Below are 16,883 nucleotides of genomic sequence, written 5' to 3'. Positions count from 1 at the left end.
GAATCGGATGAATACTTTTGCGGTGCTTATTGTCGTAATCATGCTTTTATGGGCGGGAATATACACCGTCAGCTATGGTGTATGGACTTTCAGGGAAAACAAAAAAGGTGGTATATCTCTTTTTATATTAGCCGTTATCTGTGTTGTATTCCCTTTATATCTTCTGTGGCTTAGAAAGTAGTAAGCATGAGGTCTGTTCGGTGTTTGCATCCGAAGCAGGTAAAAGATGATTTTTTAAAAGAAAATTATACCTTCCGTTTAAAAACTCAACTATTTTATTGGCTATTACCTTGTGTCCGTCTCTGTTCGGATGAATTCCGTCTATGCATAGCAGTGTTGTAAAGTCGGGAAACCGAAGAAACGCTTCCCTTATATCTATGCATACCGTTTTTGTCTCGTCCGCAATTTTCTGAATCACTGAGTTATACCGTTCCTGCCACCAGTAAATTTTTGTAACACTGCCCAGCCATTTAAGGATATTCTCTTTGGCAACGGGATTACTCTTGCTGATCCAGTTGAAATATTTGTCTGCATTCAATGGCGGAAGATTCATTAATACAGGAATACTTTTATTTCTCCTCACAAAATCTATTGCATCCCTAAGAACATTTTCAAATGTCTGAAAATCTGTTCGTGGCAAATGTGTGCCGTCAGGATTTCTGGCAATTTCATCCCAGTTGAAATCACAGTCATTCCCGCCGTATTCAATAAGCACTATGTCGGGTTTTTCACTGAAAATACTGTTTTTAAGTTTTTGGATACCCTTGATGAGTGTGCTGCCGAAACGGGAGGCGTTGTAAACCATGGCGTTCAGTTTATCCCGAAGAAGCTCCACATAGTTTTCCTCAAGTATCGTGTATTTATTTTTGGTTTCGTCATATACAATTCCTTTGGATATTGAATCTCCCGAAACAATTATTTTAAATGGGCCTTGTTCCTGTATAATGGACATTTGACGCACCTCTTATATCAGTTTTACATAAAATGCCAATGCATTTTTTATTGATTTTAATATACCCAAGTATAAGTATTCTTACAACACAGTTTTATATTGCGGGAAATATAGAAAAGTTAAAAAATAAATAATTTTTTTCATCATGAATTTTTAGTGAATTTTACGTAATTATTATAAGCTGAAAACAAAAAACTTACGTATTCTTGATACTTGACTTAAACTGTTGAATAATTCCGAGAAAAACAATATAATAGTTGATAAAAGGTTTAACTGATAAAATTTAGCGAATTTGGTTTATTTATATATTTTTATGTAATTCAGTTAAATGTTTTCAAGAGTGTTCCTGCTTTTAAAAATTTTGAAAAACGAAAAGGTTTTGAGTATGCTTAGCAAGGTTAACACATGCGGATTGTTAGGTATTGACGGATACATGGTTTCGGTGGAAACTTACATAAGCAACGGACTGCCGGCATTTGAGATAGTCGGCCTTGGGGACATGGCCGTAAAGGAAGCAAAAGAACGGGTAAGGGCTGCAATAAAGAATTCGGGTTTTGAATTTCCATCCCGCAGGATTACCATTAATCTTGCGCCGGCTGATCTGAAAAAAGAAGGAACGTCGTATGACTTACCGATGGCCGCAGGGATTCTTGCGGCAACCGGAATTATACCTGAACCCTCTCTTTTAAATAGTGTTTTACTGGGCGAACTTTCTCTGGACGGAACGGTAAGGCCGGTTTACGGTGTTCTGCCCAAAACAATAACAGCAAAGGAAAAGGGATTTGAATTTGTATACACCCCTTATGAAAATGCGAAAGAAGCGTCGGTGGTTAAGGGTATAAAAGTAATACCGGTAAAGAAACTTTCCGAACTGGTGCTGCATTTAAAAGGTGAAATTAATTTGCCTGCCGTTGAAAGCCAGAACGACCTGTTACTCTGTGATGACGACGAAAACCAGCCAGACTTTGCCGATGTGAAGGGGCAGGAACATGTCAAAAGGGCGCTGGAAGTTGCAGCAGCAGGCGGGCATAATCTTCTAATGATTGGAAGCCCCGGCTCGGGGAAAACAATGCTTGCCCGAAGAATGCCGTCAATTCTTCCGGATTTGACTTTTGAAGAGGCCGTTGAAATTACCAAAATTTACAGTGTGGCGGGTTTACTGCCTTCCGATTCATCTCTTATTACAAAAAGGCCGTTTAGGGCACCTCATCATACCATAAGCCCTGTTTCGCTTGTTGGGGGAGGGAGAATCCCAAGACCGGGAGAAGTAAGCCTGGCGCATTTGGGAGTACTTTTTCTTGATGAATTGCCCGAGTTTGGGAAGAATACTCTGGAAGTTCTGAGGCAGCCTCTTGAAGACGGGATTGTTCATATTTCAAGGATAAACGCTTCAATTACATATCCATGCAAAACAACGCTGATTGCCGCGGCAAACCCGTGCAGGTGCGGTTTTTACCTTGACGAAACAAGGGAATGCACCTGTACGCCGCAGGAAGTTAAAAGCTATTTGGGAAAACTTTCGGGACCGTTACTGGACAGGATTGACATTCAGGTGGATGTGCCGACTGTGAAATACAGTGATCTGGCTGATGAAACTAAATCCGAGCCTTCAAAGGAGATACGCAAAAGGGTAAATAACGCAAGGGAAATACAGAGAAAACGCTTTGCAAATACAGGCATATACTGTAATGCCCAGATGACTTCGGCGATGGTGAGAAAACACTGCAGGCTGGGCAAGGAAGAATCGGAACTGTTGAGACAAGCCTTTTCGTCTCTGGGGCTTACCGCCCGTTCCCATGACAAAATCCTGAAAGTGGCAAGAACAATAGCCGATTTGGAAGGGGCAGAAAATATCAGAACCGTTCATATTTCAGAAGCCATACAGTACAGGATACTGGACAGAAATCTGTATGTGTAGGAGGCCGGTATGAATCCGGAACTGAAAGAATGGGTGTGGTTTGCAAATCTGAAAGGAATAACCACGAGAAAGAAAGCCGAACTGTTAAAAGTTTTTGAAAGCCCGGCTGAAATTTACGCCGCCGATGCCGTTGAACTTGCAAAGACAGGCTTGTTAAACCGTGATAACATTGAAGCAATATTGTCCGAAGAATACAGAAAAACGGTGGATAGAACCATAGAGGAGATAGACAGGAAACATATAAATGTCGTAACACTTGACAGCGGAGATTACCCCGAAATACTGAAAAATATCTGTGATCCGCCAATATGCCTTTATGTTAAGGGAAAACTGCGTGCAGATGAACTGGCGATTGCCGTTGTTGGTTCAAGAAAAGCATCCGGATACGGAATAAGCCAGGCAAAGAAATTATCCGGTGAACTTGCACAGTGCGGTATCTGCATAATAAGCGGTATGGCGAGGGGAATAGATACGGCGGCGCACACTGGGGCGCTGGCGGCTAACGGCAGGACGGTTGCTGTTTTGGGATGCGGTCTGGATGTGGTTTATCCTCCGGAAAATAAAAAATTAATGGATCAGATCATAGAAACAGGTGCGGTAATTTCCGAATATCCGCCTGGTGTTGAACCTGCACCGCATCATTTTCCTGTAAGAAACAGAATTGTGAGCGGAATGTCTGTTGGAGTGCTGGTGGTTGAAGCAGGTGAGAGAAGCGGTTCGCTGATAACCGCTCAACTGGCCCTTGAACAGGGCAGGGATGTATATGCGTTACCAGGTAATATAGTCAGTGTGAACAGTAGAGGAACGAATAAATTAATACAGGACGGTGCAAAACTTGTGACCTCTGTCCGGGATATACTTGACGAGCTCCGCTGGTATGAACATTTTAAAGTAAAAAACATATTTGATTTGAATTTTGGTAAAAATATGAAACACAATTACGAACTTACTGACGACGAAAGGGATGTTTTAGAGCTTCTCGCGGCTGAAACCCTGGGTATTGACGAAATTCAAAGGAAAATGGCGGTTGATATGCCTCTGCTGTACAGTATTCTCCTGAGCCTTGAAATGAAAGGACTTGTCAGACGCGAACCGGGTGGAAGGTATAGCATTGAAATTTGATTTACTAACATTACAGTAATTCTTTTTTATTTTTGAAACTTTTTTTTATTTATTACGTCAATTATATTTGAAATAAAAAGTCTTGTTGTAAAAATACGGATTCAAAAGAAAATCTTTTTAAGGGGTTGTTGTTCTTGCAGAAGATAAGACGCTTTTGTTTGATACTTGTGGTTTTAATTTGTGTTTTTGAATTAATATGGGCAAATTATACCGGAGTATATGCCAAACCCGCGGTGGACGATATTGTTATAGAAGCTGAGGGCGGATTTGGCGGTATTGCGAAATTGGGTGCATGGTCTCCGGTTACTGTCAGGGTTTCCTCAGCTAAAAGAAATATATCGGGGGAAATTGAGGTTGAGGTAAATACCTACCGGCAAAGGAGAGTAATTTTTTCAAAACCGGTTGAGCTTATTGCAGGCATTGAGCAGGAAGTAAGTTTTGAAGTTCCTGTGTTTACGGCAGACAGAGATATTGAGATAAGGCTTACTGAAAAGAACAGGGTGCTTGCAGAGACAACCTGCAGTTTTAAAAGACTTCTTTCGGCGAACGTTATGCAGATTGGGGTTTTGTCCGAGGACGGCGATGCCTTTAACTGGCTGAACGGGGACACTGTTCCGGTTGCTGTGGATAATGGCGTAATGGAGAAAATAAACCCGCCAATGCCGGCAGGAGTAACGTCAGTTTCGTCGTTGCCATTGACGCAGGATGACTATTACCAGAAACATGAAGCGGTGGTAGTTTCCCTTGATTACGGTTCTTTTCCGGACAGCAGTAAGATAATGAATGGTTTTAATATTTTTATAATAAGCAAATATGACACTTCCCTTTTAAATGATTTGCAAATTTCAGCCCTTGAAAAATGGGTTGAGGCAGGCGGGCTTTTAGTAATTGGTACGGGGATTTCATGGCAAAAGGTATACAACGGCCTTCCTGAAAGCCTTAAGCCCTTTTCAGTGACAGGAATTGAAGACGTTCAGACCTCTGATATTATTGAAAGGTTTACGGGAAGGGATGCAGACGGAATAGACCTTAAACTGGCAAAGGGAAAACTTATTTCTGAAAACAGTAAAACAGAGGTTAAGGATCCTTATGTGATCTTGGGAGATGATAATAATCCCGTTGCCGTAAAATACACGAAGGGAAAGGGAACAGTTGTTGTTCTGACCTTTGATCCCACTGTTGAGCCTTTCGCATCATGGCATTACAAGACCACATTAATGGAAAATATTTTCAAGTATACAGGAGCGGGTTTTACGTCGGTATACGGTAATGGCTATACCGGTAATTATACAAGTCAGAGCTTTAATATGCGGGAACTCACGGCCAATGTTCCGTTTGATAAAGTGCCTCCCTTCAAATTGATGTTCATAATACTGGGGGTATATGTTATCGTCGTAGGTCCTGTCCTGTATATCATCCTTAAAGTCAAGGACAAAAGGGATTGGGCATGGGGGCTTATTCCGCTGCTGTCGGTTCTGTTTCTTTCATTTATGTACCTGTTCGGTTATAAAACCCGGTATAATACCGCCGTTGTGAATACCGCATCGGTGATTGAAGCAGAGTCCGGTTCAAGTGAAGCCAGTGTGCTGTCTGCAATAGGGGTGTTTAATAACCGGAGGGGCACGCTGACAATTGAGTACAATGAAAACAACGGCATACAGCAGCCTTTTACCGAACAGGATAATGATCTGTATGCAGCAGGAAACGCAAATCAGGTTGTCGCCAAGTTTACAATTGGTGAAAATGTTAAACTGGAACAGTATGATGCTCCGCTTTGGACGCCCAAGGTTCTTTATGCGAAGAAAACCATACCGTTTGACGGGAATATCCTTAATGATATTACGATAAAAGACGGCAGACTCAGAGGACTTATTTCAAATTCCACCCCATACGATTTGCTTGATGCGGTGCTTGTCATAGGAAACAATTTCGTCCGTGTAGGTGACATTGTTGCGGGGGATTCCGTAACTTTGGACATACCTCTTGACGGGGAGAACGTATACAAACAGCCCGAAGAGTATCTCGATGCGATGTATGGGCATACATGGTACAGTACTCCGAAAGAATATCCTGAAAATTTTGCCGAACTTATCCAAAAACGGAATCTTTTTGAGCAATTTGTTTATTATGTATATAATAGCAATGTGGGAAGGCCTGATTTTACGCTGCTGGCAATGAATGAACAGGAATTTGATTATGGCCTGACCGTAAATAACGGAGAGCCGCAGAAATATAATAAAAATCTGTTTATAATTAAATCCTCGTTGAAGTTTGAGCCGGGGCAGGAAGTAGAAATACCTGCGGGAATAATAATTCCCAGTATGTACCAGGAAAATAACATTGCATGGGTTGGAAGCAATAACAGCGTGACTATAAACGGCGTTGGGGATCTGGTATTTGAGTTTGTGCTTCCGGAGAATATAACTGTAAATGAAATGCGCCTTCACACTGAAAAGCAAATACCACTGAGTATTAAATACCGCATGAGTCAGGATTCTACGGCGCGTATACAGGTTCTGACCAATAAATACGAGTTTTACCTGTACAATGTGTTGTCAAAAACATGGGAGGAAATAAAGTCCGATACCGATAATGACAGTATTTTCAGCAAAACAATAACCGTTAATGATATATCACGGTACATCGGTTTGGGTAACGAAGTACGGATGAAAATCAGTGTAACGGAACTGGGCAGGCCACAGGAAGGAGTATATTCATATTATGAAGAGGAGCTCACAATGCCCGAAATATATATAAAGGGGGTATCCCGATGATGGTGGTGGTTGAAAACCTTACGAAAAAATTCAACAGCACGGTTGCAGTGGACAGATTGTGCATGGAAATACCGAGAGGCGAAATTTACGGGTTCGTGGGCGCAAACGGTGCCGGAAAAACCACAACCATGCGTATAATTGCAGGGCTTCTTGCCCCCACATCGGGAAGGGTTTTAATTGACGGCATTGACACTGCAAAGGAACCTTTGAAGGTTAAGGAACGGATAGGCTATATGCCTGACTTTTTCGGCGTATATGATGACCTTAAGGTAACGGAATATATGGCTTTCTATGCCGGTTTGCAGGGAATCTACGGCGCAAAATGCAGGGAACTGACCGATTCGCTGTTGGAGCTTGTCCGTTTGTCCGATAAAAAGGAAGCTTATGTGGATACGCTGTCGAGGGGAATGAAGCAGAGACTGTGCCTTGCCAGGAGCCTTATTCACAACCCTGAATTCCTTATACTTGACGAACCGGCTTCAGGGCTTGATCCACGGGCAAGGGTTGAAATGAAAGAAATACTGAAAGAACTTCGTTCAATGGGCAAAACGGTTTTGATCAGCTCGCACATTCTGCCCGAATTGGCCGAGCTTTGTACATCTATTGGAATAATAGACTCCGGGCGCCTGGTTGCAAGCGGATCGGTGAAAGAAATAACCGAAAAACTGTCACAGGCGGGGGTAATTAAAATCCGGGTGGCGGACAGGGAGGAAGAAGCGGTAAAAATTCTTATGGAAATGCCTGAAGTTAAGGAAATCAGTTCTTTTGCAGATGAATTGGAAATAAAGGTGAACTGTGAAAAAGACGCTTACGCGGGAATTTTAAAGAAACTCGTAATGAATGAAATACCCGTTATTTCATTCCACCCGCAGGAAAGCTCCCTGGAATCGGTTTTCATGAAACTTACCGAAAGGGGTAACGGAGATGAGAATTAATCCTGTTTTGCAGAAAGATATGAAAACAAAACTGCGTGGGTGGAGGGCACCCGTTCTTATAAGCTGCTATATAATTCTGCTGTCTATTATAATGTTACTGTATTTTACCGCCTATGACATGTTTTACCCATATGGCATTGTTAATTACAGCCCGCGGATGGCGGTAAATGCATATAACATCCTGTTGGTATTTCAGTTTGCGTTGCTTTTTGTCACGGTACCTGCAATAACGGCAACGTCCATAAGCGGTGAGCGCGAAAGGCAAACCTTTGATGCTTGTAACCAAAACTCCGCCAAGAAAAATTGTCATTGGCAAAATTGTCATATCCATTGCTTATACAATGCTCCTGTTCATAGCGTCATTGCCTGTCCTGGGTGTGGTATTTTTCTTCGGCGGAATTGGGATTGAGGATATAGCGAAGCTTACCCTGTTTTATGTTTTAACGGCGTTTTTTGTTGCAAGCAGCGGCGTGTTTTTTTCAACTTTATTTAAAAGGAATATCACCGCCATTATATCAACATACCTGTTTTTGGGCACGGTGACCTTCGGCCCGTTTTTCCTGTACCTGCTGCATATGTCGATAAAGTACAGCGCAGGATACAGCTATGCTCCCACTTATACGGAGATTTTGTCAATTCTTTTTCCCTCACCGGTGTTTGGTTATACTTCATTCTATTTCGGCGGCGTCGATTACAGGGGGTTTGATCTGTGGGGACAAGCGGCTGCGTATATAGACGGTTATCTTGCCCAGGAAACGGGAATACTGAGATTTTTTAAACCATGGATTGCAAACGGGCTTTTCAGCATTATAGTGTCGGTTCTTCTTATAATTTTAAGTACGCTGATATTAAATCCGGTTAGGAGAAAAAAATAATTCTGCAAACCCGGGCATGGATTGGTGATTATATGGATGAGAAATTTATCCTGACGGCGTTAAGGCCGCTGAAAATAAAAATATATTTTTACAAAGCCGCAAAAATATTTTTATCGGCTTTTACAATCTCGGGGTTCATATCATTGCTTCTGGTTATTGTTTCCCGTTTTACGGTTATTCCCTTTGTGAGGCATAAAATGCTTGTAATACTGGGAATAAGCTTTTTTGCGGCAGTTTTAACGTCTTTGTTTTTTATGCCTTCTAAAAAACAGGTCATAATGACGGCTGACAGTCTCGGTTTGGAAGAAAGGGTTATCACCGCTTGGTACCTCCTGGATGATGATTCGGAAATAGCCGAGCTTCAAAGACAGGACACGAAAAGGGCGCTTGAAAACGTAAATCCTGCTTCCGCCTATAAAATAAAAATTGACAGGAAACTATATATAACCCCTGTTTGTATTATAGCTGCAGCGTTTTTGCTGACATTCGTTCCCGGAAAGACATTTAATGAGACAAGAGTGAGAGAGGCTTTGACCGAGCGGATGAATGAGGCAAAAAAGGCAATTGAGGATGAAATTGAGGAGCAGAAACAAAAAAACCCGAGTATAAGCGATGAACAGATGAAACAACTGGAGGAAGCCATAGAAAAGCTGGACGAAGAATTCAGCAAAGCAAAGTCTGAGGAGGATGCACTTAAAGCACTGACACAGATGGAGAATCAGCTGGAGAAACTTAAGAAACAGGAACCTCTAAAAGACTTGAATACGCTGGAAAACCTTCTTGGTAATATGCCGCTTACAAAGGATCTCGCGGAAGCGCTGAAAGATAAAGATGAAAAAGCGCTGAAGGAAGCAATTGACAGGCTGAAGCAGGAACTGGAGAATGAAGAGATTGTAAAGGAATTGAGCGAGATATTGGGGCAGGCTGCGATGAATATGGATGATGATTCAATGCTTGCAGAATCGCTTCAGAACCTTGTGTCGGAAGCAGAATCACAAAATATAAACGGAAGTGAATTAATCGAAAGTTTACTGGAGCTCATCCGGCAGGCCGAAAAAAATGCGCTGGGACAGGAAGGCTTTGAAAACACTCTTGACAATATCGGCGGAATCTTGAAAGATGCCCGGAAAGCAATATCTGCGGTTGACAGCAGGATAGCTTCAGGCAATACAACAGGTACGCAGGGCCAGGCAGGAGACGGAAACGCAAACGGCTCACGAAATGGGGGTATATCAGGTAACGGCGGCAGTAATCCTGATGCAGGCGTGAAAGGGGACAAAAGCGGCAGCGAAGGCAGGAACCCGGCAGAAAACAGAGAAAGGAATAATGCGGGCAGCGGTAACGGAAACAGAAACAAAAACCAGGGAGGAAGCGGAGACGGTTCGGGAGACGGCGAATCAGGAGCAGGCGCCGGTACTGGTTTATCAAGCTCGGACGCAGGGTATTCAGCGGCGGGGCAACAGGCATCAGGAAACAAAACCGAGCCGGGAAAAGTGGAAGAATATAAGATGATTTATGTTCCTGAACGGCTTGGCGGAGACGGAAATGAGATTACGGTTTCCGGGCGGAAGCTTGATTCGGGAAGCAGTACTTATACCGATTCATTCGGTCCCGTAAAAAATGGACAAATGATACCGTACCGGGAAGTATTGGGAAGATACAGGGAGAAAGCGGTTCAGACAATGGACCGGCTTGACATACCTGCGGGAATGAAGGAACTTGTAAAGTCTTATTTCAGTTCACTGGAATAAAATTTACATGTCAGGGAGGATTAAGAGTGCAGAACGAAAATGGTACATTTGAAAAGGTGATGGAAACGGTTTCAAAAATTGAATCGGAAGTTTCAAAGCATATAATAGGGCAGAAGGAAATTATCAGGCAGGTTTTAATGTGTATGCTGGCAGGGGGAAACGTACTCCTTGAAGGGATGCCCGGTCTTGGAAAAACAAGGCTTGTCAATGTACTCGGAAAAGTCATGGGGCTTAAGTTCTCGCGCATTCAGTTTACACCGGACCTTATGCCTGCCGATGTTACTGGAACAAACATTATCGACAGGGAAAGCGTGGAGGAAATGTTTCGGTTTCAGCCCGGCCCTATTTTCAGCAATATAGTGCTGGCAGATGAAATAAACCGTGCAACACCGAAAACACAAAGCGCGATGCTTCAGGCAATGCAGGAGAAAACCGTGACTGTGGCAAACACCACGTATAAACTTCCTGAACCGTTTTTTGTGCTTGCAACACAGAACCCAATAGAAATGGAAGGTACATATCCTTTACCTGAAGCGCAGATGGACAGGTTCCTTTTTAAACTTAACGTACCTTCGCCAGACTTTGGCGAGTTAAAGGACATTATTAAACTAACCACGACAAATCGGGAAGATAAGGTTGAAACAGTCACGAATGCGGAGGAAATAATTCTGATTCAGAAAGCCGCAAGGGAAATACCGATAGCAGAGCCCGTCCTTGATTACGCAATAAGGCTTGTTATTGCAACGCGGCCTGACGGGGAGGGTTCCCCCGAAATGGTTAAAAAGTATGTACGTTACGGTTCAAGCCCGCGTGGCGCCCAGGCAATTATCAGCACTGCACGGATAAGGGCCCTGTTATGCGGAAGGTATAATGTTTCGTTTGAAGACATAAAAAACGTGGCATACCCGTCGTTGCGGCACAGGATATTTGTGAATTTCGACGCTGTTTCTGACGGAATTTCGCCTGATATGATAATAGACGGAATAATAGGGGATGTGAAGATTTATCAGTGAAGATTCTGACAAATGAGGATTTAAGAAAGCTCCAGTCGCTTTCACTGCAGATTAACCTGCCCGTTTCCGGACAGGCGACAGGAAACAGAAAATCAAGAAACAAAGGCATATCTGCAGAGTTTTCAGATTACAGGGAATACACACCGGGCGACGATTTCCGGAGAATTGACTGGAATGCATACGGCCGTTTTAACAGGCTTTTTGTTAAGCTGTATATGGAAGAAAGGGAGGCACCTGTTCGGATTTTTACTGACGTAAGCCTGTCAATGGATTACGGCAGTCCGAGCAAGTTTGCAGCGGCATTGCGGCTTGCTGCCGCAATTTCTTATATAAGCCTGTTATCTTATGACAGTGTGTATATATGTCCATGGAATGAAAAAGTATTGGGGACATACGGGCCTTTCAGGAACCAGGCGGCCTATATTGAGGTTGATAGCTTGCTTTCGGGTTTAAAGGCCAGCGGAAAAAGCAATCTGTATAATGCCCTCAGGAGCATGGAATGGAAACCCGGACGGGGAATAAGTATTGTAATTACCGACGGACTTTTGCAGGGCGGTCTTGAAGAGGGGCTGAAATACCTGAAATATAAAAATCAGGACGTTTTTCTGTGTCTTATCCTTTCACCGGACGAGATGTCGCCGTCCGTTAATGGTGCTGTCGAGCTGATTGACAGTGAAACAGGAGAGAGGATGGAGATTACCGTTTCGGATGTATTGATTAAAAAATATGAAGAGGCAATGAAACGGCATCTGGCAAAAATCCGGGAGCAATGCAGAAAACTGGGAATTCAGCATACAGTACTGACTGCGGATATGCCTGTGGATTTAATGCTGAAAAACAGCGTCATACGGAACCTTTAGAATGTGAACCACGCCGGAATACGGATAAGGGCAACGGCATTTGTGCGGCCAAAAACCAAACGTTAAAGGAAGTGAGTTTTTGTCATTCGAAACACCCTTTGGTTTAATTGGACTTTTGTCAGTACCGTTAATAATACTGCTTTATGTTTTAAAGCAAAAAAGGGAAAAAGTCACTGTCTCAAGCCTTGCTCTGTGGAGCAAGGTTATTGATGACATGCAGGTAAATACACCGTGGCAGAAGCTCAGGAAAAATTTGCTGATGTTTCTCCAGATTGTTGCGGCAATCCTGATTGTGCTTGTACTGGCCGGTTTTTCACTAAAACTGAATACCGGGGAGGCCTTGTCGGTGATTATTGTAATTGACAACTCATTAAGTATGGCTTCTACGGATATAAAGCCGACACGGCTTGCTGCAGCGAAACAGGACGCGATTGAATATGTGGAGAATTTGCCGGGGAACAGCAGGGTAACGGTTGTCACAATCGGAGGAGAACCCGATGTGCTGATTTACGCTTCCACATCAAAGAATGAAGTCAGAAAAAGCATTGCGTCAATAAGCCAGTCATCGGGATATGTGGACGCGGAAATGGCCGGAGAACTGGTCCTGTTCCTTAAAGATCAGGAGAAGGATGCCCGGATTGTCCTGTTCTCGGATACTTTTTTCAGTTTTGGCAACGAAAAAGTAAAATTTTCGGAATACAAAAAACAGAACGATAATATTGCCGTTACAGGACTTACATATACAAAAACAGGCAATGGCATTACGGCAATGAGTATTATACGGAACCAGGGAGAAAAATCTGCCGAAATAACCGTTAGCCTTTATGGTGACGACGAGTTTATTGACTCAAAATGGGTAACAATACCCGGAAACCAGACAAAAACCATATGGTGGAATAAAATCCCAGATAATGTAAGAACTTTAAGGGTCAGCGTGGAAACAGAGGATATACTTCCCGATGACAATAACGGGTATGAAGTTGTTGTTACCGAAAAGGATGTAAAGATTCTGCTTGTCACCAACGGAAACATATTCCTTGAAAAAGCCCTTTCACTGATTGAAGGGGTGGAAGTCGCAAGAACGTCACCGGATGAAACTGTTTACGAAGGTTATGATTTGTATGTGTTTGACGGATTTATACCCGGTAAATTCCCAAAGGACGGAAATATGGTGATTTTTTCACCGACGCCCAACAGCCTGTTTTCTGTCGGTGACTGGATGGATAACCCGCTTGTCAGCCCGTCGGATCATCCTGTATTCAGGTACCTTGACAAATTATCCTTTGCAGTAGGAAGGACCCGGATTATCGGAAAACCCGAATGGGCAGAAGTGATAATGGAGTACAGCGGAAACCCGATTATTATGGAAGGTGTCCTTGACAATAAAAGAATTCTGATATTCGGATTTAACCTGTTTGAAACCGATCTCCCGTTAAGGGCCGAGTTTCCCATTCTGATTTCAAATATAGTTAATGAATACGCGCCATTACGGAGTACGGTGGTTGACCGGATATTTGCCGGGGACGCGGTGCGGTTCAGATTAAAGCCCGATACCGTTAAAGCCTATGTTCATACTCCTGACGGAAGACGCCTGGCAATTGAGCCCGCAGTGCTATCGGAACCCTTTACCGATACCGGCAAACCGGGAATTTATACTCTTGAACAGGTAAGCAGCAACGGCAGCGTAAGCACCTTTTTTGACGTAAATCTCCCTGACGAATGGGTAATGGAAAAAGCGTCTTATGACCGTTCTGATGCGGCGGTTGAATATAAAGCAACGGATATTGCCTTTCAGAAGCAGGCTGTTAAATTTTCATTGCCGGTCATTGCGTTTGTTATTTTGATACTTTTATTTGAATGGTGGTATTATGCAAACAGGAATTACGTTTGACAATCCATGGGCTTTGGCGCTTATTCCTGTGGTTGTTGTCTTTATAATATTAACAGGCCGAAATCTTAAATTTAAATCGGTTATAAGAAAACGAATGATAACAGCATTACGGATTATGCTGATGTTGTGCCTTGTTATTGCCCTTTCTTCACCTAACATAAAATCCACTTTAAACCAGACGGCTACCATATTTGTGGCAGACGTCTCTGACAGTCTTAGAAGAAGCAGGGGCAGAATACAGGAATTTATTCAGGACTCACTGGGTTATATCTCAGACAGAGACATCACAGGCGTTATATCTTTTGCTGATGAAGCGGCGGTTGTAAAAATGCCTGATAAAGCAAACAATGGGAATTTGTCTTTAAATACAAAGATAAAAACCGGCGGAACAAATATTGAAAAGGCATTGACACTGGCACAGTCTGTAATGCCTGAGAATGCCGCAAAAAGGCTGGTACTTTTAACCGACGGCAGAGAAACATCGGGAAATGCGGAGGAAAAAGCAAAAAAGCTTAGCAGGCTTGGATATACCGTTGACGTGGTAGCTTTTGAGGAAAGTATCGGCGATGAAGTTCAAATGGAAGAATTAAGTGTGCCTAAACAGGTGAATGCCGGGGAACGCTTTGATATATCGCTGAAAATAAAGAGTACGGCAAATACCAATGCGGTCATAAGGCTTTATCAGAACAGGACTCTTGCTCAGGAAAAAAGTGTTGAACTGTATGACGGTGATAACCTTTTTGTTTTTACCGACACAGCCGAAGAAACCGGGATGATTACGTATACCGCCGAGGTTGTCGCCGACAGCGACACTGTTATTCAGAACAATCAGCTCTCGGGTTTCACCCAGGTGCTGGACAAACCGAAAATACTGCTTGTGGAAAGGGGTAACAGCGGTGAAAACCTTGTGCGTTATATTGACGGATATGCGCAAATAACAAGGGTAAAGCCTGAAGAAGTACCCGTTACAATGCAGGAAATAATCAAATACGATGCTTTTGTGCTGACGGATATTAATTATGAATGGCTTAATGAAGATTTTGTGGTACTTTTGGAACAGGCTGTAAAGCACAACGGCAAAGGTCTTCTTGTAACCGGCGGAGAAAACAGTTACGCTCCGGGAGGATATAAAGGTACATTACTTGAAACTGTGCTGCCGGTAAATATGGATATAAACGAAAAGGAAGAAAAACCAAACCTTGGTCTGGTGCTTGTGATAGACAAATCATCAAGCATGTCGGGCGGAGAATATGGCATAACAAAGCTGGATCTGGCAAAGGAAGCGGCAATACGTACCGTCGAAGTGCTTGAGGATACCGACTGGCTTGGCGTGATTGCCTTTGACGAAACAGTACAATGGGTTATAAAAACAGAACAGCTTACAGACAAGAAAAAGGCGACTGATTTGATTGGCTCAATTAGACCCGGAGGAGGAACGCAAATAATTCCTCCCCTCAACGAGGCATGGAAGAACCTTCGTGAAAAGGACACGAAACTCAAGCATATAATTCTCTTAACAGACGGTCATGCAGAACAGTATGGCTATGATAGGGTTATCCGAAATATTAATTCGGACGGAATCACACTGTCGACGGTTGCTGTAGGTGAAGAAGCGGACGCTATGTTGCTGAAGGCCCTTGCCCGAGGCGGAAACGGAAGGTTTTACAAGACCGATGAATTTTCCGATATACCAAGCATTTTGGTGAAAGAAACTTTTCTTGCAGGGCAGAAATACCTGCAAAACCGCAGTTTTTATCCCGAACTTGTAAGTTCATCGGGAATTTTGAAAGGGATTGAGGAAATTCCGCCCCTTGACGGGTATGTGGCGACAAGCATAAAGTCCACCGCAAGTATGATATTTAAAAGCGATACCGATGACCCTGTTCTGGCGGTATGGCAGTACGGCCTTGGAAGGACTGCTGCGTGGACTTCGGACATTCAGGGAACCTGGACGTCCCAATGGTCGATATGGCATGACGCGCCGGTATTCTGGGGAAACCTGATAAGCTGGCTGATACAGAAGAATATGAATACCGAATATTCGGTTGACACGACGGTGAAAGACGGTAAAGGCATTATAACCGTAACCTTTGAGAACGAAATACCACAGAATGATACTTTGGAAGGAATACTTGTATCCCCTGACGGCACTACGTCTGATATAAAGCTTCATATAAAAAAGCCGGGAGTTTATGAAGGGGAGACGGATAAGATTTCGCCCGGAGCATATATAATAAACCTTAAATTTACAGGTGACGAGGACGGCGGTAACATAAGCGCCGGCTTTGTAATGCCTTATTCGGATGAATACAGGGTTTTGCGGGATACCGGAAACTTTCTTGAGAAAATTGCAAAAGCGGGCGGCGGAAGGGTTATAACAGCTCCCGAACAGGTTTTCAAAGGTAATGTGCAGAATACAGGCGGAACCAAAAATATAACCAATCCTTTTCTTATCATGTCGCTGCTGCTACTTCTTCTGGATATTGCGGCAAGAAAACTTAATGTTTCGCCGGGCAGGATAAGAGAATTTTACGGTCGGAAAATTGCCCCTGCTGCGGCGGAGGTTGCCGGCAATTTAATAATACGTACAAAAAACATGAAACCTGTGTTAAAAACAAATAATAACGGCGATTCTTCAGAATCCTCAGAAAATATTGATACCGGAATCAGCGCCGCTGCGGCGGAAGCAGACAAACAGGGGAAAATTAAAAAGGAGCCTGAAAGAAAGCTGGCTCCTGAAGAAATTGATCACATTACTGCTTTGCTTACCAGAAGGAAAAAATGGAAATGAC

Annotated in this window: 12 protein-coding genes; 11 read left to right on the top strand and 1 reads right to left on the bottom strand. The window is 43.1% G+C overall.

Going from position 1 to position 16,883, the window contains the following annotated elements:
• Nucleotides 1–7 precede the first annotated feature (7 nt).
• Entirely contained in the window at nucleotides 8–181 is a 174-nt protein-coding gene (locus CST_RS13520; protein WP_015485014.1) for a hypothetical protein, read from the top strand.
• Here CST_RS13520 and CST_RS07285 read toward each other — a convergent pair.
• Entirely contained in the window at nucleotides 155–952 is a 798-nt protein-coding gene (locus CST_RS07285; RefSeq protein WP_015359215.1) for an SGNH/GDSL hydrolase family protein, read from the bottom strand. The two genes, CST_RS13520 and CST_RS07285, sit on opposite strands and share 27 nt — an antisense overlap.
• Before the next feature lie 385 nt (nucleotides 953–1,337).
• Here CST_RS07285 and CST_RS07280 point away from each other — a divergent pair, with 385 nt between their 5' ends.
• From CST_RS07280 to CST_RS07230, 10 genes are all read left to right on the top strand, one after another.
• Complete coding sequence (locus tag CST_RS07280; protein ID WP_015359214.1) at nucleotides 1,338–2,870, top strand: YifB family Mg chelatase-like AAA ATPase; 1,533 nt, start codon at nucleotides 1,338–1,340, stop codon at nucleotides 2,868–2,870.
• A 9-nt stretch (nucleotides 2,871–2,879) separates the two neighbouring features.
• Nucleotides 2,880–3,992, top strand: coding sequence for a DNA-processing protein DprA (gene dprA, locus CST_RS07275; protein ID WP_015359213.1), 1,113 nt, complete (start codon nucleotides 2,880–2,882; stop codon nucleotides 3,990–3,992).
• A 134-nt stretch (nucleotides 3,993–4,126) separates the two neighbouring features.
• Nucleotides 4,127–6,766: a hypothetical protein gene (locus tag CST_RS07270; protein ID WP_015359212.1), complete on the top strand. Its 2,640-nt coding sequence runs from the start codon at nucleotides 4,127–4,129 to the stop codon at nucleotides 6,764–6,766.
• On the top strand, nucleotides 6,766–7,701 hold the full coding sequence (locus CST_RS07265; protein ID WP_015485012.1) for an ABC transporter ATP-binding protein: 936 nt from the start codon (nucleotides 6,766–6,768) through the stop codon (nucleotides 7,699–7,701). The genes CST_RS07270 and CST_RS07265 overlap by 1 nt, the downstream gene beginning before the upstream one ends.
• Before the next feature lie 248 nt (nucleotides 7,702–7,949).
• Nucleotides 7,950–8,576 carry a hypothetical protein gene (locus tag CST_RS07255; protein WP_242823531.1) on the top strand — a complete coding sequence of 209 codons (627 nt, stop codon included), beginning with the start codon at nucleotides 7,950–7,952 and terminating at the stop codon, nucleotides 8,574–8,576.
• Between the two features lie 32 nt (nucleotides 8,577–8,608).
• A complete protein-coding gene (locus tag CST_RS07250; RefSeq protein ID WP_015359208.1) occupies nucleotides 8,609–10,327 on the top strand; it encodes a reticulon family protein in 1,719 nt (572 codons plus the stop codon).
• A gap of 26 nt (nucleotides 10,328–10,353) precedes the next feature.
• On the top strand, nucleotides 10,354–11,340 hold the full coding sequence (locus tag CST_RS07245; RefSeq protein WP_015359207.1) for an AAA family ATPase: 987 nt from the start codon (nucleotides 10,354–10,356) through the stop codon (nucleotides 11,338–11,340).
• Complete coding sequence (locus CST_RS07240; protein WP_015359206.1) at nucleotides 11,337–12,200, top strand: DUF58 domain-containing protein; 864 nt, start codon at nucleotides 11,337–11,339, stop codon at nucleotides 12,198–12,200. Before CST_RS07245 ends, CST_RS07240 begins: the two co-directional genes overlap by 4 nt.
• Nucleotides 12,201–12,279: 79 nt before the next feature.
• Nucleotides 12,280–14,091, top strand: a complete 1,812-nt coding sequence (locus CST_RS07235) for a VWA domain-containing protein (RefSeq protein ID WP_015485011.1) — start codon at nucleotides 12,280–12,282, stop codon at nucleotides 14,089–14,091.
• Complete coding sequence (locus CST_RS07230) at nucleotides 14,069–16,882, top strand: VWA domain-containing protein (protein WP_015359204.1); 2,814 nt, start codon at nucleotides 14,069–14,071, stop codon at nucleotides 16,880–16,882. Before CST_RS07235 ends, CST_RS07230 begins: the two co-directional genes overlap by 23 nt.
• The last annotated feature ends 1 nt before the right edge of the window (nucleotide 16,883 follow it).

It is taken from the genome of Thermoclostridium stercorarium subsp. stercorarium DSM 8532 (assembly GCF_000331995.1).
Lineage (GTDB): Bacteria > Bacillota > Clostridia > DSM-8532 > DSM-8532 > Thermoclostridium > Thermoclostridium stercorarium.
This window is presented reverse-complemented; position numbering and strand designations above follow the sequence as displayed.

Coding starts and splice junctions, on each gene's coding strand:
- CST_RS07280 (WP_015359214.1), top strand. CDS start 1,338: ATGCTTAGCAAGGTTAACACATGCGGATTGTTAGGTATTGACGGATAC.
- CST_RS07285 (WP_015359215.1), bottom strand. CDS start 952: ATGTCCATTATACAGGAACAAGGCCCATTTAAAATAATTGTTTCGGGA.
- dprA (WP_015359213.1), top strand. CDS start 2,880: ATGAATCCGGAACTGAAAGAATGGGTGTGGTTTGCAAATCTGAAAGGA.
- CST_RS07250 (WP_015359208.1), top strand. CDS start 8,609: ATGGATGAGAAATTTATCCTGACGGCGTTAAGGCCGCTGAAAATAAAA.
- CST_RS07230 (WP_015359204.1), top strand. CDS start 14,069: ATGCAAACAGGAATTACGTTTGACAATCCATGGGCTTTGGCGCTTATT.
- CST_RS07265 (WP_015485012.1), top strand. CDS start 6,766: ATGGTGGTGGTTGAAAACCTTACGAAAAAATTCAACAGCACGGTTGCA.
- CST_RS13520 (WP_015485014.1), top strand. CDS start 8: ATGAATACTTTTGCGGTGCTTATTGTCGTAATCATGCTTTTATGGGCG.